Source organism: Streptomyces sp. Y7 (genome assembly GCF_043195415.1).
GTDB lineage: Bacteria > Actinomycetota > Actinomycetes > Streptomycetales > Streptomycetaceae > Streptomyces.
Genome location: NZ_JBIDDQ010000001.1, coordinates 960,876 through 980,288 on the forward strand (window position 1 = coordinate 960,876; position 19,413 = coordinate 980,288).

Here is a 19,413-nt window from a genome sequence, read left to right on the forward strand (position 1 = left end):
GATGCGTGTCGCCCTGTTCCTGACCTGCGTCAACGACACGCTCTATCCGGACACGGGTCGCGCCGTGGTGAAACTGCTGACCAGGCTGGGCGTCGACGTCGACTTCCCGATGGCTCAGACCTGCTGCGGGCAGGCACACTACAACACCGGATACCGGCGGGAGGCCGAGCCGCTGGCCCGGCATTTCTCCGATGTCTTCGGGGAGTACGACGCGATCGTCACCCCGTCCGGGTCGTGCGGCGCGATGGTGCGGGAGCTGTATCCGCGGATGGGTGAACGGGCCCGGGCCGAGGGGCGCGGGGACACCCTCGCCGCGACCCTGGCGCCGGTGGTGCCGAAGACGTACGAACTCACGGAGTTCCTGGTGGACGTGCTCGAGGTGACGGACGTGGGCGCCTACTACCCGCACCGGGTGACGTACCACCCGACCTGCCACGGGCTGCGCGGCCTGGGACTCGGGGACCGGCCCCGGCGGCTGCTGCAGGCCGTGCGGGGGCTGGAGTTGGCGGAGTTGCCGGGGGCAGACGAGTGCTGCGGTTTCGGCGGCACCTTCGCCCTGAAGAACTCCGATGTCTCGGCGGCGATGGGCGCGGACAAGGTGCGCAACGCCGAGTCGACGGGCGCGGACGTGCTGTGCGCGGCCGACAACTCCTGTCTGATGCACATCGGCGGGACCATGGCCCGGCTGCGGACGGGCATGCGGCCGGTGCACATCGCGGAGATCCTGGCGAGCACGGAGGAGGAGCCGGCCGTATGAGCGGGACCTATCTGGGAATGCCGGCCTTTCCCGAGGCGGCGCACGAGGCCGTGCACGACGCGACCCTGCGGGGCAATCTGCGCCACGCCACGCACACCATCCGCGCCAAGCGGGCGAAGGCCGTCGCGGAGGTCTCCGACTGGGCGGCGCTGCGCGAGGCGGGCAAGCAGATCAAGGACCACACGCTGCGCCATCTCGACCGGTATCTGGTGCAGTTGGAGGAGTCGGTGACGGCGGCGGGCGGCACCGTCCACTGGGCCGCCGACGCCGACGAGGCGAACCGGATCGTGGCCGATCTCGTCAAGGCGACCGGGGAGTCGGAGGTCGTCAAGGTCAAGTCGATGGCCACGCAGGAGATCGGGCTGAACGAGGCCCTGGAGGCGGAGGGCATCCGCGCCTACGAGACCGATCTGGCCGAGCTGATCGTGCAGTTGGGCAAGGACCGGCCCTCGCACATCCTGGTGCCGGCGATCCATCGCAACCGGGGCGAGATCCGCGACATCTTCGCGCGCGAGATGAGCGAGTGGGGCCGCCCCGCGCCCGAGGGCCTCACCGACACGCCCGCCGAGCTCGCCGAGGCCGCGCGCCTGCATCTGCGGGAGAAGTTCCTGCGGGCCGAGGTCGGCATCTCCGGGGCCAACTTCATGGTCGCCGAGACCGGCACCCTGGTGGTCGTCGAGTCCGAGGGCAACGGGCGGATGTGCCTGACCCTGCCCAAGACCCTGATCTCGGTCGTCGGCATCGAGAAGATCGTGCCCACGTGGCAGGACCTGGAGGTGTTCCTCCAGACCCTCCCCCGCTCCTCCACCGCCGAGCGCATGAACCCGTACACCACCATGTGGACCGGCACGACGGACGGCGACGGGCCGAGCACCTTCCACCTGGTCCTCCTCGACAACGGCCGGACCGACACGCTGTCCGACGAGGTCGGCCGACAGGCCCTGCGCTGCATCCGCTGCTCGGCGTGTCTCAATGTGTGCCCGGTGTACGAGCGGGCCGGCGGGCACGCCTACGGCTCGGTGTATCCGGGCCCGATCGGCGCCATCCTCAGCCCGCAGCTGCGCGGGGTGACGAGCGAGATCGACGCCTCGCTGCCGTACGCGTCGTCGCTGTGCGGCGCCTGCTACGAGGTGTGTCCGGTCGCCATCGACATCCCCGAGGTGCTGGTGCACTTGCGGGAGCGGGTCGTGGCGGGCGGCGAGGTGACGTCGAAGGGCAACAAGGTGGTGCTGAAGCCCGCCAAGGGGCACGCCGCCGAGCGGGCCGCGATGCGGGCGGCGCGCTGGGCGTTCAGCCATCCCGGTGCCCTGCGCGCCGGGCAGCGGCTCGCCTCGCGCACCCGGCGGCTGCATCCGCGCGCACTGCCCGGACCCGGCAGGGCGTGGAGCGGGACACGGGACCTGCCGGCGGTGCCCGCGGAGCCGTTCCGGGACTGGTGGCAGCGCACGCAGGGCGGAAAGGACGGGGCCGAGTGAGCAGCAGGGAACGGATTCTGGGCCGGGTGCGGCGCGCGCTCGCGGACGTACCGCGCGAGGAGCCGTCGTACGAGCAGGCGGTTCCGCGGGACTATCTGCGCGAGCACGGGGACCGGAGTGTCGCGCAGACCGTGGATCTGCTGGCCGAGAACCTGGCGGACTACCGGGCGATCGTGCACCGCTGCACGCCCGCCGACCTCGCGGCGACGATCGCCGGGATGCTCGCGGCACGCGGCGCGAAGACGGTGCTCGTACCGCCCGGCCTCGACACCGACTGGGTCTCGGCGGCCGACGCCGAGCGGATCGCGGACCGGCCGGAGAGCACCCCGCGCGAACTGGACGCGGTCGACAGCGTCGTCACGGCGTGCGCGGTGGCGGTGGCCGAGACCGGCACCATCGTCCTGGACGGTTCCCCCGACCAGGGCCGGCGCCGCATCACGCTGGTCCCCGACCATCACATCTGTGTCGTACGGGTCCCGCAGCAGGTCGTCTCGGCCGTCCCGCAGGCCCTCGAACGCCTCGACCCGGCCCGCCCGTTGACGTGGATCTCCGGTCCGTCGGCGACCAGCGACATCGAGCTGGACCGGGTCGAGGGGGTGCACGGTCCGCGCACCCTGGAGGTGGTGCTGGTGGGAGAGGATCAGGCGAGCGCCGAGGTGACCGTGTAACGGCCGGACGGCAGCCGGTAGGAGGCGACACCGTCCGAGAAGCCGAGGTATTCGACACCGTCGGCCTCGGCCAGGGGCGTCCGGCCCTCGCGGACGGTCGACGGGTCGGTGGTGGGCAGGCGCAGGGTCGCGGTGCTGTTGGCGGGCACCACGGCCCGGTAGGTGAGCTTCCGGTCCTCCTGGTGCCACTCGCTCACGATCTCGCCATAGGGCGAGAGATGGGCGGCGGCGACCTCGGTGACCTTGCCGGTCGGGTCGAGGTGGGGGCCGAGGAAGAAGTGCCGGAAGCCCGGGTGGGCCGGGTCCTTGGCGATGCCGGCCATGCTCTCGTACATCCACTCCATGATCGCGCCGTAGGAGTAGTGGTTGAAGGAGTTCATGTCGACGGGGCCGAAACCGTCCTCCTTCGAGTACGAGTTCCAGCGCTCCCAGATGGTGGTGGCGCCGTTGCGCACCGAGTACAGCCAGGACGGCATGGCGTCCTGGTGCAGCAGCCGGTACGCCAGGTCGACACGGCCCTCGGTGGTGAGGACGGGGGCGAGGACGTTCACGCCGAGGAAGCCGACGGACAGGGTGTTCTCGGCGTACCTCACGCGGGTGCTGTCGGGGTGCGCCTCCTTGTAGGCCTCGTCGTTGCCGATGTTGTCGGCGAGCAGCGTCACGAGCCGGCGGCGCTGGGCCTCGGTGTCGTAGAAGCCGAGTTTGAGGACCCACAGCAGGGCGGTCTGGCTGTCGTCCTCCGTCCTTCCGCCCGTGGGCGGCGCGTCGCCGAGGCTGGAGCGGACGGTGACCTTCCCGTTGGCGTCGGTGGCCAGGTACTTGGTGACGAACGCCCGCTTGATGTGGGCGAAGAGGTCCTCGTAGGCGCGGGTCTCGGCGCTGCGGCCGGTGGCGCGGGCCATGTCGGCCATCAGGCGGGCGCTGTAGCCGTAGTAGACGTCGCTGATGAGCTGGGTGCTGGTGTCCTGGAAGGCCAGCCAGTCGCCGAAGATCGCGCCCTGTCCGGCGTAGGTGTCGCCGGTGCGGGCCCGGATCCAGTCCAGGTACTTCGTCATGGCGGCCCAGCTGCGGTCGATCACCGTGCTGTCGCCGGACATCTGCCACACCGTCCAGGGCACGACGACCCCGCAGTCCGCCCAACCGCTCGCGGGGATGGGCTGGTTGTAGCGGGAGCCGGGTGCGACCCACGTGAACTGCGCGCCGTCCTGGCCGTAGGTCTTCTGCGAGTCGATCAGGGTGTCCTGAAAGTGGCTGAGGAAGTTGACGGCGTCGGCGTTGTAGAGGCCGGTGTGGGAGAAGAGCTGGGTGTCGCCGGTCCAGCCGAGGCGTTCGTCGCGCTGGGGGCAGTCGGTGGGCACCCAGAGGTAGTTGCCGCGCTGGCCCCAACGGACGTTGCTGATCAGCTGGTTGACGTCGGAGTCGTCGGTGGTGATGGTGCCGATGTCGCGGAGGGCGGAGCTCGCGACCCGGCCCGTGAACCGGGTCAGGGTGACGGTGTCCGTCGCGGTGACGGAGACGTAGCGGAAGCCGTAGAACGTCAGCGAGTCCTGGTGGGTCTCGCCGTTCGGGTCACCCTTGAGGATGTAGGTGCTGGTGGCCTTGGCGCTGCGCAGGTTGGCCCGGTACACGGACCCGGCGGGGCCGTCGGCGCCCTCGCTGTCGTCGTTGAGCATCTCGCCGGGTTCGAGGACGACTTGGGCTCCGGCCGGGCCGCGCAGCGTGTAGCGGGGCACGCCGACCATGTTCTGGCCGAGGTCGAGCACGGCGGTGTCACCGGGGCGCAGGGTCACCAAGGCGGTGGCCGCGCCGGCCGGGTCGGTGACAGTGCGGGCGGGGTCGACGACGATGTGTCCCTTGCCGTTGGGGCTGCCGCTCTGCCCCGTCACGCCGGTGTACACGGTGACGGATCGCGGCCGGCGATCCCATGCGGGCATCACCCGTGCGCTCTCGCCGGGGTAGGCGACCAGCTTCGCGTCGGGGAACCGGGTGTCGTGGTCGTGCTCGGTCACGCCCGCCCAGCCGGAGGCGTCGAAGCCGTTCGCCGTCCAGCCGGGGAGGTCGGCGCGGGCGTCGTAGGTCTGGCCGTCGTAGATGTCGTCGGCACGGTAGGGGCCGGTGTCGGTGGCCCGCCAGTCGTCGCCGGGCGCGGTGACGACGGTCTGCTCGGAGCCGTCGGCGTACCGGATCAGGAGCTTGGCCTTGAGGGCGAGCGGGTGGCCGTCTGCGGACCAGTAGGCGCTGTTCTCGGAGACGCGGCTGTTGTACCAGCCGTTGCCGAGCACGGCGGCGAGGGTGACCTGGCCCTGCCGCCGTTGCCCCGCGACCAGGTCCGTGACGTCGTAGGTGAAGTAGTTGACGGTGCTGTCGTAGTTGGTCCAGCCCGGCGTCAGCAGTTCGTGGGTGGTGCCGTCGCCCTGGGGCACGGCGACGCGGTGGCCGTTGATGTGGGCGTCGTACACGCCGAGGGCGCTGATGTAGAGCCGGGCGGTGCTCACTTGGCGCCCGGTCAGCCGGGCCTGGCGGCGCAGGAGGGGGGCGCCCGGGGTGTGGGGACGCTTGCCCGCCATGGCGATCCACCGGGCGCCGTCCCAGCCGGCGACGCCGTCGGAGGTGAGCAGGCCGGTCTCGAAACGGGCGGTCGGCGCGGCGGGGGCGGCGCGGCCGGTCTCGTCCCACACCGTCACCGTCCAGTGGTAGCGGGTGGAGGGGCGCAGGGCGGGGCCGTCGTAGCGGACGGCGACCGAGTCCGGTGAGGTGACCCGGCCGCTGTTCCAGACGTCCGCGCGGGAGGGTGTCAGCCGGTCGGGGGCCGTGGCCACCAGGATCCGGTACGCCGACTGGCGGCGGCCGCGTATCGGAGAGGTCGTGCGCCAGCCGAACCTGGGGTGTTCGGCGTCCACGCCGAGGGGGTTCGTGCGGTGCTCGACCGTGAGGCCCTCGACGGCGGTGCGGGGCGAGGTCGGTGCGGCCGCGGCGGGCGTGCCTCCGACGACGCCGCCGGCCACGGCCAGTGGTGCGGCGCCGAGTGCCGTGGTGAGCACGGTGCGGCGGCGCACCCCTGCGCCCTTCGTGCTGTCGACTCCGTCGTTCATGCCGTTGTCCCTTCGGCTGGGTTCGGGTCGGAGTTGGAACGATTCAGCTCGAACGACGGTTGAAGCTAGTGGCAGAAGTGGTCAGTGTCCATGCCACGATCAGGACAAGTAGCGTGCAGAATCCAACAGAACTCCCCAACCGCAGAGGTCTGTTATTGAAACCGTTCAAAACCGGAATCAGGAATTCTTGCCCGGTCGCCTCGTGGAGTCACGGCTGAGGATGCCGAACGCCCATCGCTCGTTGAAGCCCGCGACGAAGCCGATGGCGCACCAGAAGCCCCAGAACTCGGTGCCCGCGGCGGCCGATCCCGGCCTGCCCGGGACGGGACAGATCTCGGCCGTGGTGGCCGGCGGCTCGAAGACGGTCACGATGCCGCCGCTGAGCAGGAAGTAGACGGCCAGGGCGAGGATCCAGCCGACGAACACCCGGTAGACGCCCTCGTGGCGCATGCTGCGGGCCATCTGACCGGGGACCACGATGCCCTCACGGCCATTGGTCTGACGGCGCGCCAGCAGGTCCGCGCTCCCCCGCAGCCGTACCAGCACGCTGAGCACGGCCCCGAACGCACCGACTCCCCCGCACACGAACGCGCCCAGCAGGCTCCAGCGGTTGGTGCAGTTCAGCGTCACGCCGAGGAGGCCGAGCAGGTCGACGCCCCAGAGCAGCGGGACGACGAGCAGTGCCAGGCCGGCGGCCGCGCCCATGGCGAGGCCGAAGTTGAGGCCACGGCTGACGGCGGTCGCGCTGTCCTGGGCCAGCCGCCCTCGCAGGTCGGCGATCTCCTGGTCGAGATACTCGGTCAGATGCTCGTTCGCCTCGGGGTCGCGCAGTCGTGGGTCGCTCAGCGCGTTGCCGAGCACGCGCACCACGGTGACCCGCGCGGAGACCCGCGTCCTGCGCTCGAAGGCGCGCTGCGAGGCGCCGTACAGCAGCTGTAACTGCAGCTGCTGCTCGGGGTACAGATCACCGAACTGCACATAGGCGGGCTCGAATCCGACCGGCACCACATCGGCCAGTCCTTCGGGCCACAACTCGGTGTCCGCCCCCTGGACCGACTCCCGCATTCCCCGCCACCGCGTCTGGCGGCGTCCCCCGTTTTCCGTCATGGGCACACCTGTACCGGCAGCGCGGTGACGTGGGGAAGTCCTCCGAGGCACCAGTCCTGTCACCGATTTCACGGAGCGGCGACGTCCGCCGGCGGTCAGGAGTAGACGATCGGGCAGCCGCGTCGTATCGAGTGCTGGGCGGCGCGCAGGTACACCGCCGTGTAGAAGGCCGTGTCGAGATCGTCGGCCCACGGTCCCGGCCGGGCCGCCGCGGTCCGCTTCGCCGCACCGTCCAGGAACCACCCGGTCAGCTCCAGGTTGTCGGACGTCGCCGGCATCACGTCGGCCGGCAGTTCCACGGCCGCCGCGAGCCGCTCGGCGAGGGCGAGGACCTGTGGCGCTCCGGCGACGGTCGTCGTCAGGTCGTGGGCGGACTCGATCGGCAGCTCGATCTCCTCGTCGAGCGGCACCGGCACCAGCACCGTCCAGCCGAGGAGGAGTTCCTGCTCGGCAGTGGTCAGGTGCGCCCGGCAGAGTGCCACGAAGCCGTCCATGGGCGGGACGAGTTTCTCCTCGAAGGCCGTCCCGGAGCCGGGTGCGAAGTCCGTCTCCTCGGGGACGCCCGTGTACGGCGGGAGCCCGCGCCGCCCCAACTCCTCGTTCAGCGCCGCGGCGACGTCCCCGCGGCCCTCCTCGTCCTCGCCGAACCACTCGTGCGCGCCCACGTTCACCAGGTAGATCCCCATGTCCCGCAAGGTACCGCCCGCCACTGACAACGCCGTCGGCGACCGGGGCCGGCCCCCCGTCGCAGGTGTCGCTGAGTACACCCGGCAAAACGGGTTCTGCGCCCCATGTGGTCCGCGCGCCGTCTCCGTAGCTTTTTCGGCAGGGCACAGGGGGTGCCCGGACGGAGAGTGATGACGATGTTTCGCGCAGGTTCGCGACGCACGCACGACACGCAGCCCGCCGCCGAGGCGCTGCGGCTGGTGAAGGTCACCAGGACCTACGGCGCGCAGGACAGTGCCGTGACCGCTCTGGACGGGATCACGCTCGGTCTGGGGCGCGGCACCTTCACCGCCGTGATGGGACCGTCGGGGTCCGGCAAGAGCACCCTGCTGCACTGCGCGGCCGGGCTCGACCGGCCCGACAGCGGCATCGTCCGGGTGGACGGCACCGAACTGACCGGGGGCGGCGAGGCGGAACTGACGAGGTTCCGGCGGGGCCGGATCGGGTTCGTGTTCCAGCAGTACAACCTGCTGGAGACGCTGACGGTCGCGCAGAACACCGTGCTGCCGCTCAAGCTCGCCGGGCAGCGCGTCGACCGGGCGCGGGCCAGGGAGATCCTGACCTCCGTCGGCCTCGGCGACCGGCTCGGGCACCGCCCCGACCAGCTGTCCGGCGGCCAGCGGCAGCGGGTGGCCATCGCCCGCGCGCTGGTGACCGAGCCGCGGGTGATCTTCGCCGACGAGCCGACGGGTGCCCTGGACACCCGCAGCGCGCGTGATGTGCTGCGGTTGCTCCAGCAGGCGGTGCGGGTGCACGGCCGGACCGTCGTGATGGTCACCCACGACCCGGTGGCCGCCTCCTACGCGGACTCGGTGCTGTTCCTGGCGGACGGCCGGCTGGCCGGACGGATGGACGCGCCGACCCCGGACGCCGTCGCCGAGCGGCTGGCGCACCTGGGCGACGACGTGGCACTGGGGGTGTGAGCGATGTTCATGCTGGCCCTGCGTTCGATCCGGCACCGCCCCGGACGGTTCCTCGCGACACTGCTGTCCGCGTTCCTGGGCGCGGCCGTCATCATGACGTTCAACTCGATGCACGACACGGCGGGGCAGGACGGCGTCGACGCGACCAGCGCGGAGACCCTGTCCACCGCGGCGGGCGTCGTCGGCGGCTACGGGACGCTGCTGGTCTTCTTCGCCGTGGCCTCGACCCTGACGGTCAACGTCCGTCAGCGGGCGGCCGAGCTGGAGCTGCTGCGCTGCTCGGGGGCGACTCCCGCGCAGCTCGGGCGGATGGTGGTGGGCGAGGCCGTGGTCGTGGCCCTGGTGGGCGCGGCACTGGCGACCGGCCCGGCGGTGCTGGGCGGCCGGGCGCTGCTGGACCTGTTCCAGGACAGCGGCCAGGTCGCCGGGTCCGTCCCGCACGCCTTCGGCGCGATCGCGTTCGCCTCGGGCGTCGGCATCACGCTCGTGGCGTCCGCCGGCGCCGCGTTCCTCGCCGGACGGCGGGCGAGGCGCGAGCGGGAGAAGCGGGGCGGGGCACGGACGTTCCTCGCGTACGGGGCGCTGCTCACCGGAGCGGCGTCGGTCACCTCCACGTTCGCGTTCTCGGCGTCCGACGCGGCCCTGATGGCGCCGCCCGCCTACGGGGCGATCCTGCTGTCGGTGGGCTTCGCGCTGCTGGCCCCGCGGCTGCTGGAGGGAGTGCTGAACAGGCTGCCGCTGAACGGCGCGAGCGGCTGGCTGGCGGTGCGCAACCTGCGGGAGCGGGCCGGTCATCTGGCCGGGATCCTGATGTCGCTGATCCTGTTCACGGCGGTGGCCACGGCGACCCTCACCATGCAGGCGGTGGAGAGCGACACCGTCGAGGCGCTCGGCATCACCAGGTCGATCGACGACAAGAACCTGGAGACGCTGAACTTCACGGTCGTCGGGATCATCGTGGTCTTCGTCTGCGTGATGCTGGTCAACTCGCTCTACGCGGCGACGAGTTACCGCGCGCGGGAGTTCGGGCAGCAGCGGCTCGCGGGGGCGACTGCGGGGCAGGTGCTCGGGACGGTGGGTGCCGAGGGGCTGATCCTGTTGATCACGGGCGTCGTCTTCGGCGCGCTGGCCGCGCTGGCGGGAATCGTCCCGTTCGCCGTGGTCCGCTCCGACGAGGTGCTGCCGGGCGAGGTCTACGGCATCGGGCTCGCGGTCACCGCCGTCGCGGCGGCGGTGACGCTGGGGACCGCTCTGGGCACGGCCCGGCGGATGCTGCGTACGCCGGCCGTGGCAGCGGTCGCCGTCGCCTCGTGAAAGGGGAGGACGTCAGGGGCGGTCGCTGCGGCGGCCGCCTCGTCATTTCACGCCGGCCGCGTCCAGCAGTGTGGTCGCCGTCGCGACGGTCAGCCCGTCCAGCGTCTCGACCCGGGCCCCGGACCGTGCGCTGGCCCCGTCGAAGACCAGCATCAGCTGACGGGCGAGCAGTTCCGCGTCCCGGGCGCCGCCGTCCTCGGCCTGGGTGCGGAAGTAGCCCTTCATCCAGTCCTTCGCCCCGCGGGCGACCTCGCTCGCGGGGTGCTCCGGGTTCTTGAGCTCGACGAGCGCGGCGAGAAAGGGGCAGCCCTGGTAGGCGGGCTCGGCGGACGCCTTCTCCAGCCGTTCGAAGACGCGCAGGACGCGCTCGCGCGGGGTGGCGGGGCCCTCGGCGTCCGGCGCCAGCTGGGCCTCGTACGCGGGCAGTTGCCGGGCCAGGCTGGCGGCGAGGACCTCGTCCTTGCTCGTGAAGAGCTGGTACATGGACCTCTTCGAGACACCGGCCGTGCGGCACAGCGCCTCGACGCCGATGGAGACGCCGTCGCGGTAGAAGAGCTCGGCCGCCGCGTCGAGCAGCCGGTCCCTGGTGGACGCCTTGTCAGTGGTGGCCATACCGGCGAGGTTACCTCTCCGGAAGCCCAGAGGAAACCGATCGGTCTACCACCTTTCGGTGGGCGGAATCTCCGTGGCATCATCAGTGAACAAGCGCTTAGACAGGTGCCCGGTCCGGCCCGTCCGTCCACGGCGATCCCGACCGGCCCGACCGTCCTCACCGACGCCGCCGAGCTGGAGGCCCCGTTGTTCACATCCGTCGACGACGTCTCCGCGCGCCTGGCCGAGACCGGCTATCTCGCCTCGCCCGCGGTCGCCACGACCGTCTTCCTCGCCGACCGTCTCGGCAAGCCGCTCCTGGTGGAGGGGCCGGCCGGGGTCGGCAAGACGGAACTCGCCAAGGCCGTCGCCCAGGTCGCGGACGCACAGCTCGTGCGGCTCCAGTGCTACGAAGGGGTCGACGAGTCCCGGGCGCTGTACGAGTGGAATCACGCCAAGCAGCTGCTGCGTATCAGCGCCGGCCGCGACGAGACGTGGGACGAGACCCGCACGGACATCTTCAGCGAGGAGTTCCTGCTCACCCGGCCGCTGCTGACGGCCATCCGGGGCGAGGACCCCAAGGTGCTGCTCATCGACGAGACCGACAAGGCCGACGTCGAGGTGGAGGGTCTGCTCCTGGAGGTGCTCAGCGACTTCCAGGTCACGGTCCCGGAGCTGGGCACCATCACCGCGACGCGCCGCCCCTTCGTCGTGCTCACCTCCAACGCGAGCAGGGAGCTGTCCGAGGCGCTGCGCCGCCGCTGTCTCTTTCTGCACATCGGTTTCCCGGACGAGGAGCTGGAGCGCCGGATCGTACGGCTGAAGGTGCCGGGGCTCGACGAGGCGCTGGCCCGCTCGGTCGTACGGGTCGTGGGCGCGCTGCGGGCGATGGACCTGCGCAAGGTGCCGTCGGTCGCCGAGACCATCGACTGGGCGCGCACCCTGCTCGCGCTCGGCGCCGACTCGCTGGACGAGACGGTCGTACAGGCCACGCTCGGCGTTCTGCTCAAGCACCAGGACGACGTGCTGAAGGCGACGGCGAAACTCGACCTGGACGCCCTGTGACGACGCAGGCGGGCGTCGCGGAGCGACTGACGTCCCTGGTCGGCGCGTTGCGCGCGCACGGCATCCGGATCGGCACCGGCGAGACGGTGGACGCCGCGCAGGCGATCGAGGCACTCGGGTTCGCGGACCGGGAACTGCTGCGCGAGGGGCTGGCGGCGACGCTGCTGCACGGCGCCGGGCAACGGCCGGTGTTCGACCCGGTCTTCGACCTGTATTTCCCGCGCGGTGTCGGCGACCCGGAGCAGCAGGCGGCGGGACGCGACGATCTGCGGGACCGGCTGGCGGCGGCACTGGCGGCCGACGACCGGGCGATGCTGGGCCGCCTGGCGGTCGAGGCGGTGGACGGCTTCGGGGGCTACGGCTCCTCTCCGGAGTCGGACGGCTTCTCGTCGTACCAGACGCTGGAGCGGCTGCGCCCGCAGACCCTGCTGGCCCGGGTGCGGGACGACGTACGTGGGCGGGGGGCGAGTTCGGGGTTCGCGGACCGGCTGCTGGAGGACGAGATCCGACGGCGGATCGAGACCTTCCGCAGGCTGGTGGCCGCGGAGGCGCGGCGCCGGGTCGCCGAGCGGCGCGGGCGCGACGAGATCGCCCGGCGGGCCATCGCCCCGACCGCCGACCGGGTCGACTTCCTGTTCGCCGGGAAGGCCCAGCTCGCCGAGTTGCGCCGGGCCGTCCAGCCGCTCGCCCGCAAGCTCGCGACCCGGCTCGCCGCACGCCGGCGCCGCGCCGCGCGGGGCACGATCGATCTGCGGCGCACCCTGCGCGGATCGCTCTCGACGGGTGGGGTGCCGATGAAGCCGGTGCTGCGCAGACGGCGTCCGGCCCGCCCCGAACTGGTGCTGCTGTGCGATGTGTCGGGGTCGGTCTCCGGCTTCTCGGACTTCACGATGCTGCTGGTGCAGGCGCTGCACGACCAGTTCAGCAAGGTGCGCGTGTTCGCCTTCGTCAACCGGATCGACGAGGTGACGGGGCTGCTGCAGCGCGGTACCGCCGATCCGGAGGGACTGAGCACCCGGATCGAGGCGGAGGCCACGCTCACGGGCTACCACGGCAGCAGCGACTACGGCATGGCGCTGGGCGAGTTCGCCGAGCGGTACGGCGACGCGGTCGGTCCGCGCACGACGGTGTTCGTCCTCGGCGACGCCCGCACGAACATGAGCGACCCGAACCTGCCCGCCGTACGGCAGATCGCCGGGCAGGCCCGCCGCGTGTACTGGCTGAATCCCGAGCAGCGTTCCAGCTGGGGCACGGGGGACTCCGCCGCGCCCGACTACGCCGGGCTGGTCGAGATGCACGAGTGCCGTACCGCCCGGCAGCTCAGCGCGCTGGTGGAGCGGCTGCTGCCGGTCTAGTCAGGCGGCGAGCTGCGGGTAGAGAGCGGCCGGATCCGCCGCCAGGCCCGCCTTCACCTGCCGCGAGATGTCGTCGGCCAGCACCTCGTAGGCGCCCGACGCGATCCCGTCCAGGGCCTGCGCCGCGACGCTCTCGGCCGTGGACTTGGGCGCGTCGACATGGGCGGCCAGGTCGGTGTCGACGTAGCCGACGTGCAGACCTGTGACGTCGATGCCGCGCGGCTTCAGGTCCAGGCGCAGCGAGTTGGTCTGCGACCAGAAGGCGGCCTTGGAGGCGCTGTAGGACCCGGCGATGCCGACCCACGACAGCACGGAGTGGACGTTGAGGATGTGGCCGCCGCCGTTGCGCTCGATGACGGGGACGAAGGCCCGGGTGACCAGGAGCGGTCCGTAGAAGTTGGTCTCGAACTCGCGCCGGACGTCGTCGACCGGCGAGTCGAGGAAGTTCGCGTTCACCGCGGCGCCCGCGTTGTTGATCAGCAGGGTGACGTCCTGCGCCTGCTCGGCGGCCGCCGCGACGGACGCGGGGTCGGTCACCTCCAGGGCCAGCGGCACGGCGTCGGGGTGCGTGACGGTGTGCGGGTCGCGGGCGGTGGCGTACACCTTCTTCGCGCCCCGCTCGTAGAGGGCGGCGACCAGGGCGCGGCCGATGCCGCGGCTCCCGCCGGTGACCAGGGCCACGGAACCTTCGATGGTGGTCATGGGGATCTCCTCACAGTACTCAGCACGATCCAGATCGGAAACCGATCGGTTTCCCATCACCAGAAGCGTAAACCGATCGGTTTCCTCAGGGCAAGGGGAGGGCCGACCCCGGAGAAAATCAGGGTCCGCCCCCGATGGTCCGCACCCGGCGGCTTCCCTACGCTCGGCAGGAGCGGAGGGGGATCCCATGAAGGCAGTGATTCAGGACCGGTACGGCTCGGCGGACGTCCTGGAGTTCAGGGACGTCGACCGGCCGGTGCCGGCGCCCGGCGAGGTGCTGGTGCGGGTGCACGCGGCCTCGGTCAACGCGTACGACTGGCACCTCATGCACGGCGACCCGGTGATCGGCCGCACCATGATGGGGTGGCGCAGGCCCAAGGCGCCGGTGCGGGGCCGGGACTTCGCGGGCGTGGTGGAGGCGGTGGGCTCCGGCGTCACGGGACTCGGGCCCGGCGACGAGGTCTACGGCGAGGCCGACGGCGCGTTCGCGGAGTACGTGTGCGCCCGGGAGACCGAGGTGGGCCCGAAGCCCGCCAACCTCTCCTTCGAGCAGGCGGCGGCGATGCCGCTGGCCGGGAACACCGCCCTCATCGGCCTGCGCGACGTCGCCCGGGTGCGCCCGGGACAGGCGGTCCTGGTGAACGGGGCGTCGGGCGGCGTGGGCACGTTCGCCGTGCAGCTCGCCAAGGCGTACGGCGCCGAGGTGACGGCCGTGTGCAGCACCCGCAACATCGACCTGGTGCGCTCACTGGGCGCCGACCGGGTCGTCGACTACACCCAGGAGGACTTCACCCGCGGCGACGCCCGCTACGACGTGGTGCTGGACCTGGTGGGCAACCACTCGCTCGGGGAGTTCCGGCGCGTGCTGAAGCCCGTGGCGACCCTCGTGCTGTCCGGCGGCGGGGTGTACGAGGGCGGCAGCGTCGTCGGGCCGATGGGGCTCTTCATCAAGCGGCGGCTGGTGGCTCCGTTCGCACGGAACCACCAGCTGCTGGAGATCGCCGCGCGGCAGAGCAGGGCGAACCTGGAGACGCTGCGGGAGCTGGCCGAGTCCGGGAGGATCACCCCGGTCGTCGAGCGGACGTATCCGCTGAGCGAGGCGGCCGAGGCCATCCGTTACCTGGAGGTGGAGCACGCGCGCGCCAAGGTCGTCGTCACCGTGTGACATGCCGGCGCGGGGCCCCACGGCCGACTCCCGCACGCGTCGGCGGCTACTTCTTCGCGAACTCCCGGGCCGTCTGACCCTGGAAGTCGTAGGTCACGACCTGCTCGTCGCCCACCACCCAGGCGTCGTGCCCGGGGGTGCAGACGAAGACGTCGCCGGGGCCCACGTCGGTCTCGGTGCCGTCGTCCATGCGGATGTGGAGGTGGCCCTGGAGGATGTAGCCGTTGTGGTGCATCTGGCAGGTCTCGGTGCCCGCCAGCGGGGCCACGGACTCCGTCCAGCGCCAACCGGGCTCGAAGGTCGCCACCGCGAAGTCGAGTTCGGACATGTGCACGGCTTCGAGGTGACCGCGGGGGAAATCACGCCGCTCGTCGGGCTTGTCGAGCGTCTTCACTTCCAGCATGACGCGCTCCCTTCCGGCCGTGTTTCACCGCGGCCGCGCCGGTCTGCCCGGCGGCCCTGGACACCGCCGTCGAAGGCCGGCCTCCTACCCCTCAATCGTCCGCCTGTCCATCCGGGGCCGCCAACCGGGGGAAGGCCCGCCCGCCGACCGGGAGGCACCCGCTCAGGTTCGCCCGGATCCGGTTCCGCAGAGCTCGGCGAAGCGTGCGGCGTCGACGTTCCCGCCGGAGATGATCACGCCGATCCGGCGCGGCAGGACACCCGCCCGGCCGGTGAGCAGCGCGGCAAGCGGGGTGGCGCCGCTCGGCTCGACGACGATCTTCAAGCGCTCGAAGGCGAACCGCATCGCCTCCCGGATCTCGTCGTCGGCGACCAGCGCGATCGCGTCGACGAGCCGGCGGTTCACGGAGAAGGTCAGCTCCCCGGGAACGTGCAGGGCCTGTCCGTCGGCGATGGTGTGCGGCACCGGGATGCTGACGCGCCGCCCCGCCTCCAGGGAACGCTTGGTGTCGTCCCCGGCCTCCGGTTCGACACCGATCGTCCGGATGTCCGGGTACAGCCCCTTGGCCACGGTGGCGCTGCCGGCCATGAGCCCGCCACCGCCGACCGGAGTCAGCAGGGCACCCAGCTCCCCCGTCTCCTCCAGGAGTTCGAGGGCGGCGGTGCCCTGACCGGCCATGACGTGCGGGTGCTCGTAAGGCGGGATCACGGTGAGACCGCGCTCGGCGGCGAGGGCCTCGGCGATCGCGACCCGGTCGCCGGTGTAGCGGTCGTACGTGACGATCTCGGCGCCGTAGCCCTCGGTCGCCGCGCGCTTCGAGGGCGGGGCGTCCTCGGGCATGACGATGACGGCCGTGGTGCCGAGTTCCCGGGCGGCCAGGGCGACGGCCTGGGCGTGGTTCCCGGACGAGTAGGCGGCGATGCCCCTGCCGAGCTGTTCCGGCGTCAGGCGGGAGGCGGCGTTGTAGGCGCCGCGGAACTTGAAGGCGCCGACCCGCTGGAAGTTCTCGCACTTGAGGAAGACCTCGGCGCCGACGAGCTCGTCGAGCGTGCGGGAGCGCAGCACGGGGGTGCGGTGGGCGACGCCCTTGAGCCGCTCGGCGGCATCACGGACGTCGTCGAGGGTGACCGGCGGGGTCGTGGTCGTCACGCGTGTCCTCCAGGGGGTGTGTGGACGGTCGCTGTCCGGTCGGTCGCCGCCCCGGCCTCCGCACGGGCCTGCGACAGATAGCTGTAGGCGGATGCGCGGGAGATGCCGAGCCGACCCGCGACCTGCTCGATCGCGCGCCGCACGGCGAACACGCCCCGCTCGTCGAGGCCGCGGAACAGCTCCAGGCGCCGGGCGCGGTCGAGAGCGGCCCAGCTGCCGTTCTGCCGGAGCTGGTGGGCGTCGAGGATGGCGTCGACGACGGAGTCGATGTCGTTGCCGAAGGTGGTGACCGGCACCTCGGCCGGGGCGGCGCCGATGCCGGCGAGGGCGCCGAGCAGGGCGTGGGCGTCGTTCACGGCGGTGATGTCGAGGTTGACACACAGGGCACCGAACACCGTGCCCGTCGAGTCGCGCAGGACCATGGTGGAGGCCTTGACCAGCTTGCCGCCGCCGGTCCGGGTGACGTAGTTCAGCTCGTCGCCCGCGCCGTCTCCGCGCGCGACGATCCGCAGGCCGATCTCACTCATCGCGCCGCCCACGTCCCGCCCGGTGACCGAACCGGCGACGGCGACCACGGATTCCTCCGGCCGCCGGTAGTCGTGCAGCACGACCTCGCACATCGGCCCGAACGTCGCCACGAGCCCGTCGGCGACCGGCCTCAGCGCGGCGACGATCGCGTCCCGCTCCGCCTCCAGCGCCTCATCGCCCGCCATCGCGCACTCCTCGCTCCACCGGCACCCGACACCGCATGCGCCGAGCTGTAGCATCTAGACTACCCGTCCAAGGCTTGTACTGACAGTCCAATTCGAGCCCCCGGCCCTTCCCGGTCAGTCAGCCGCGCCCCTTCCCCGCCCAGTCCTTCCTGCCCGGCGATGCCACCGGCCCGCCGCCCCTCCCCGCTCAGCCCACCCCCTCGGCCACCGCCCGGTTCCAGGCCGTGTCCCGCAGCAGCCGCAGGCCGTTCAGGCCGACGAGGACCGTGGAGCCCTCGTGGCCCGCGACGCCGAGCGGCAGCGGCAGCGTGCCGACCAGGTCCCAGACGACGAGGCCGGCGATGAACACGCCCGCGATGACGAGGTTCTGCACGACGAGGTCGCGAGCCCGGCGGGACAGGGCGACGGTGGCGGGGACCGCGGCGAGTTCGTCGCGTACGACCACCGCGTCGGCGGTCTCCAGGGCGAGGTCGGAGCCGGCCCGGCCCATGGCGACGCCGATGTGCGCGGCGGCCAGCGCGGGCGCGTCGTTGACCCCGTCCCCGACGACCATCACCCTGCGGCCCGCGGCCTGCCACTCCCGCACCGCGCCCAGCTTGTCCTGCGGCAGCAGCCCTGCCCGCACCTCCTCGATGCCTGCCTCGGCGGCCAGGTGGGCGGCCGCCCGGGGATTGTCCCCGGTCAGGAGGGTCGGAGCGGTGCCGGTGAGGGCGGCCAGGGCGGCCACGGTGACGGCCGCGTCGGGACGGAGCCGGTCGGCGATGCCGAGCAGGCCGGCGGGGCCGCCGTCGACGACCACGAGGACGGCGGTACGGCCGGACCCCTCCAGTTCCCCGGCAAGCGCCATGACCGCGTCGTCGGGTTCGGCGAGCAGCCGGGCCGGAGCACCCACCTCGACCGTGCGGCCCCGGACGACGGCGCGGACGCCGACCCCGGGCGCGGACGTGAAGTCCTCGGCGGCCGGCAGTTCGAGACCGCGCTCGCGTGCCGCGTCCACCACGGCCCGGGCGAGTGGGTGCTCGCTGGGGTGCTCGGCCGCCGCGGCGAGCACCAGCAACTCGTCCCCGTCCAGGCCGCGTTCGGGCAGCGGCCGGACCTCGACGACCCGAGGCGTCCCCTCGGTGAGCGTGCCCGTCTTGTCCAGCGCCACGGCGTCGATCTGACCCAGGCGCTCCATCACCACGGCCGACTTGACCAGCACACCGTGCCGGCCGGCGTTGGCGATGGCCGACAGCAGCGGCGGCATGGTGGCCAGGACGACCGCGCACGGCGAGGCCACGATCATGAAGGTCATCGCGCGCAGCAGCGCCTCGGAGAACGCCTCACCGAACGCGAGCGGTACCGCGAACACGGCGAGCGTCGCGGCCACCATGCCCAGCGAGTAGCGCTGTTCGACCTTCTCGATGAACAACTGCGTGGGCGCCTTCGTCCCGGACGCCTCCTGCACCATCCGTACGATGCGGGCGATCACGGAGTCGGAGGCGTCCCGTTCGACCCGGACCCGCAGCGCGCCGGTGCCATTGAGGGTGCCCGCGAAGACCTCGTCCCCCGGCTCCTTCGCGGCCGGGAGGGGTTCACCGGTGATGCTCGCCTGGTCCACCTCGCTGGTTCCGGCCAGCACCCGCCCGTCGGCTCCGACACGCTCGCCGGGCCGCACGAGGACGGTGTCGCCGACCGTCAACTCCTCGACGGCGACGGTTCGTTCGGAGCCGTCGGAGGTGATCCGGGTGGCCGTCGCGGGCGCCAGGTCGAGCAGGCCGCGCACCGAGTCCGCGGTGCGGGCGGCGGCGAGCGCCTCCAGTGCGCCCGAGGTCGCGAAGATGACGATGAGCAGGGCGCCGTCCATGACCTGCCCGATGGAGGCGGCCCCGAGCGCGGCGACGACCATCAGCAGGTCGACGTCGAGGGTCCTGTCCTTGAGCGCCTTGAGCCCCTCCCAGCCCGGCTCCCAGCCGCCGGTCGCGTACGACAGCGCGTACAGCGGACCCCAGATCCAGGCCGGCGCTCCGCCGAGCTGAAGAGGCAGCGCGAGCAGGAACAGGGCGGTGGCCGCGACGGCCCAGCGGACCTCGGGCAGCGCGAGCAGCCGGGTGCGCCGCCGCGGGACGGCCGCGGCGCGCGCGGAGTGCGGATCGGCCGCGGGTGGGGTGAGTGTGGCAGTCATGCCCCCACCATAGAGGAATAAATGAAGACCCGTTCATGTCTTCA

Annotated in this window: 17 protein-coding genes; 8 read left to right on the plus strand and 9 right to left on the minus strand. The window is 72.1% G+C overall.

Annotated elements, in window-relative coordinates; all coding sequences use genetic code 11:
• Window position 1: 1 nt before the first annotated feature.
• From ACGFW6_RS04060 to ACGFW6_RS04070, 3 genes are read left to right on the plus strand one after another with little or no spacing between them, the layout of a single operon-like run.
• The gene (locus tag ACGFW6_RS04060) at window positions 2-757 is read left to right on the plus strand and encodes a (Fe-S)-binding protein (protein WP_393504400.1); all 756 of its coding nucleotides are present in this window, start codon (window positions 2-4) and stop codon (window positions 755-757) included.
• Window positions 754-2,232, plus strand: a complete 1,479-nt coding sequence (locus ACGFW6_RS04065; protein WP_393504402.1) for a LutB/LldF family L-lactate oxidation iron-sulfur protein — start codon at window positions 754-756, stop codon at window positions 2,230-2,232. The genes ACGFW6_RS04060 and ACGFW6_RS04065 overlap by 4 nt, the downstream gene beginning before the upstream one ends.
• Window positions 2,229-2,900, plus strand: coding sequence for a lactate utilization protein C (locus ACGFW6_RS04070; RefSeq protein WP_393504404.1), 672 nt, complete (start codon window positions 2,229-2,231; stop codon window positions 2,898-2,900). Before ACGFW6_RS04065 ends, ACGFW6_RS04070 begins: the two co-directional genes overlap by 4 nt.
• On the opposite strand, the gene ACGFW6_RS04075 is transcribed toward ACGFW6_RS04070, so the two are convergent.
• From ACGFW6_RS04075 to ACGFW6_RS04085, 3 genes are all read right to left on the minus strand, one after another.
• Window positions 2,873-5,992: a family 78 glycoside hydrolase catalytic domain gene (locus ACGFW6_RS04075; RefSeq protein ID WP_393504406.1), complete on the minus strand. Its 3,120-nt coding sequence runs from the start codon at window positions 5,990-5,992 to the stop codon at window positions 2,873-2,875. The genes ACGFW6_RS04070 and ACGFW6_RS04075 overlap by 28 nt on opposite strands.
• Window positions 5,993-6,169: 177 nt before the next feature.
• Entirely contained in the window at window positions 6,170-7,099 is a 930-nt protein-coding gene (locus tag ACGFW6_RS04080; RefSeq protein WP_393504408.1) for a hypothetical protein, read from the minus strand.
• Between the two features lie 95 nt (window positions 7,100-7,194).
• Complete coding sequence (locus ACGFW6_RS04085; protein ID WP_393504410.1) at window positions 7,195-7,785, minus strand: hypothetical protein; 591 nt, start codon at window positions 7,783-7,785, stop codon at window positions 7,195-7,197.
• A 171-nt stretch (window positions 7,786-7,956) separates the two neighbouring features.
• Between ACGFW6_RS04085 and ACGFW6_RS04090 the strand changes: the two genes are divergently transcribed.
• Window positions 7,957-8,748 (plus strand): ABC transporter ATP-binding protein, encoded by a 792-nt coding sequence (locus ACGFW6_RS04090; RefSeq protein ID WP_393504412.1) that lies wholly within the window; start codon window positions 7,957-7,959, stop codon window positions 8,746-8,748.
• 3 nt (window positions 8,749-8,751) lie between these two features.
• Window positions 8,752-10,062 (plus strand): FtsX-like permease family protein, encoded by a 1,311-nt coding sequence (locus ACGFW6_RS04095; RefSeq protein ID WP_393504414.1) that lies wholly within the window; start codon window positions 8,752-8,754, stop codon window positions 10,060-10,062.
• Between the two features lie 42 nt (window positions 10,063-10,104).
• Here the strand turns inward: ACGFW6_RS04095 and ACGFW6_RS04100 are convergent, their stop codons facing one another.
• Window positions 10,105-10,674: a TetR/AcrR family transcriptional regulator gene (locus tag ACGFW6_RS04100; protein WP_393504416.1), complete on the minus strand. Its 570-nt coding sequence runs from the start codon at window positions 10,672-10,674 to the stop codon at window positions 10,105-10,107.
• Window positions 10,675-10,860: 186 nt separating this feature from the next.
• On the opposite strand from ACGFW6_RS04100, the gene ACGFW6_RS04105 reads away from it, so the two are divergent.
• Window positions 10,861-11,718, plus strand: coding sequence for an AAA family ATPase (locus ACGFW6_RS04105; RefSeq protein WP_393505078.1), 858 nt, complete (start codon window positions 10,861-10,863; stop codon window positions 11,716-11,718).
• A complete protein-coding gene (locus ACGFW6_RS04110; RefSeq protein ID WP_393504418.1) occupies window positions 11,715-13,073 on the plus strand; it encodes a VWA domain-containing protein in 1,359 nt (452 codons plus the stop codon). Before ACGFW6_RS04105 ends, ACGFW6_RS04110 begins: the two co-directional genes overlap by 4 nt.
• Here the strand turns inward: ACGFW6_RS04110 and ACGFW6_RS04115 are convergent, their stop codons facing one another.
• Window positions 13,074-13,775 (minus strand): SDR family oxidoreductase, encoded by a 702-nt coding sequence (locus ACGFW6_RS04115; RefSeq protein ID WP_393504420.1) that lies wholly within the window; start codon window positions 13,773-13,775, stop codon window positions 13,074-13,076.
• Between the two features lie 187 nt (window positions 13,776-13,962).
• Here ACGFW6_RS04115 and ACGFW6_RS04120 point away from each other — a divergent pair, with 187 nt between their 5' ends.
• On the plus strand, window positions 13,963-14,940 hold the full coding sequence (locus ACGFW6_RS04120; RefSeq protein ID WP_393504422.1) for an NAD(P)-dependent alcohol dehydrogenase: 978 nt from the start codon (window positions 13,963-13,965) through the stop codon (window positions 14,938-14,940).
• Between the two features lie 46 nt (window positions 14,941-14,986).
• Here ACGFW6_RS04120 and ACGFW6_RS04125 read toward each other — a convergent pair whose 3' ends face one another.
• From ACGFW6_RS04125 to ACGFW6_RS04140, 4 genes are all read right to left on the minus strand, one after another.
• Window positions 14,987-15,343: a cupin domain-containing protein gene (locus ACGFW6_RS04125; protein WP_346180902.1), complete on the minus strand. Its 357-nt coding sequence runs from the start codon at window positions 15,341-15,343 to the stop codon at window positions 14,987-14,989.
• 162 nt (window positions 15,344-15,505) lie between these two features.
• A complete protein-coding gene (locus ACGFW6_RS04130; protein WP_393504424.1) occupies window positions 15,506-16,492 on the minus strand; it encodes a pyridoxal-phosphate dependent enzyme in 987 nt (328 codons plus the stop codon).
• The gene (locus tag ACGFW6_RS04135) at window positions 16,489-17,205 is read right to left on the minus strand and encodes a transcriptional regulator (protein ID WP_393504426.1); all 717 of its coding nucleotides are present in this window, start codon (window positions 17,203-17,205) and stop codon (window positions 16,489-16,491) included. The genes ACGFW6_RS04130 and ACGFW6_RS04135 overlap by 4 nt, the downstream gene beginning before the upstream one ends.
• A gap of 187 nt (window positions 17,206-17,392) precedes the next feature.
• On the minus strand, window positions 17,393-19,369 hold the full coding sequence (locus ACGFW6_RS04140; protein ID WP_393504428.1) for a heavy metal translocating P-type ATPase: 1,977 nt from the start codon (window positions 19,367-19,369) through the stop codon (window positions 17,393-17,395).
• Window positions 19,370-19,413 lie beyond the last annotated feature (44 nt).

Bases quoted from the DNA above. Each gene is read 5' to 3' on its own strand.
- ACGFW6_RS04060 (WP_393504400.1), top strand. From the start codon at position 2: ATGCGTGTCGCCCTGTTCCTGACCTGCGTCAACGACACGCTCTATCCG.
- ACGFW6_RS04065 (WP_393504402.1), top strand. From the start codon at position 754: ATGAGCGGGACCTATCTGGGAATGCCGGCCTTTCCCGAGGCGGCGCAC.
- ACGFW6_RS04075 (WP_393504406.1), bottom strand. From the start codon at position 5,992: ATGAACGACGGAGTCGACAGCACGAAGGGCGCAGGGGTGCGCCGCCGC.
- ACGFW6_RS04080 (WP_393504408.1), bottom strand. From the start codon at position 7,099: ATGACGGAAAACGGGGGACGCCGCCAGACGCGGTGGCGGGGAATGCGG.
- ACGFW6_RS04085 (WP_393504410.1), bottom strand. From the start codon at position 7,785: ATGGGGATCTACCTGGTGAACGTGGGCGCGCACGAGTGGTTCGGCGAG.
- ACGFW6_RS04090 (WP_393504412.1), top strand. From the start codon at position 7,957: ATGACGATGTTTCGCGCAGGTTCGCGACGCACGCACGACACGCAGCCC.
- ACGFW6_RS04095 (WP_393504414.1), top strand. From the start codon at position 8,752: ATGTTCATGCTGGCCCTGCGTTCGATCCGGCACCGCCCCGGACGGTTC.
- ACGFW6_RS04100 (WP_393504416.1), bottom strand. From the start codon at position 10,674: ATGGCCACCACTGACAAGGCGTCCACCAGGGACCGGCTGCTCGACGCG.
- ACGFW6_RS04115 (WP_393504420.1), bottom strand. From the start codon at position 13,775: ATGACCACCATCGAAGGTTCCGTGGCCCTGGTCACCGGCGGGAGCCGC.
- ACGFW6_RS04120 (WP_393504422.1), top strand. From the start codon at position 13,963: ATGAAGGCAGTGATTCAGGACCGGTACGGCTCGGCGGACGTCCTGGAG.
- ACGFW6_RS04125 (WP_346180902.1), bottom strand. From the start codon at position 15,343: ATGCTGGAAGTGAAGACGCTCGACAAGCCCGACGAGCGGCGTGATTTC.
- ACGFW6_RS04135 (WP_393504426.1), bottom strand. From the start codon at position 17,205: ATGGCGGGCGATGAGGCGCTGGAGGCGGAGCGGGACGCGATCGTCGCC.
- ACGFW6_RS04140 (WP_393504428.1), bottom strand. From the start codon at position 19,369: ATGACTGCCACACTCACCCCACCCGCGGCCGATCCGCACTCCGCGCGC.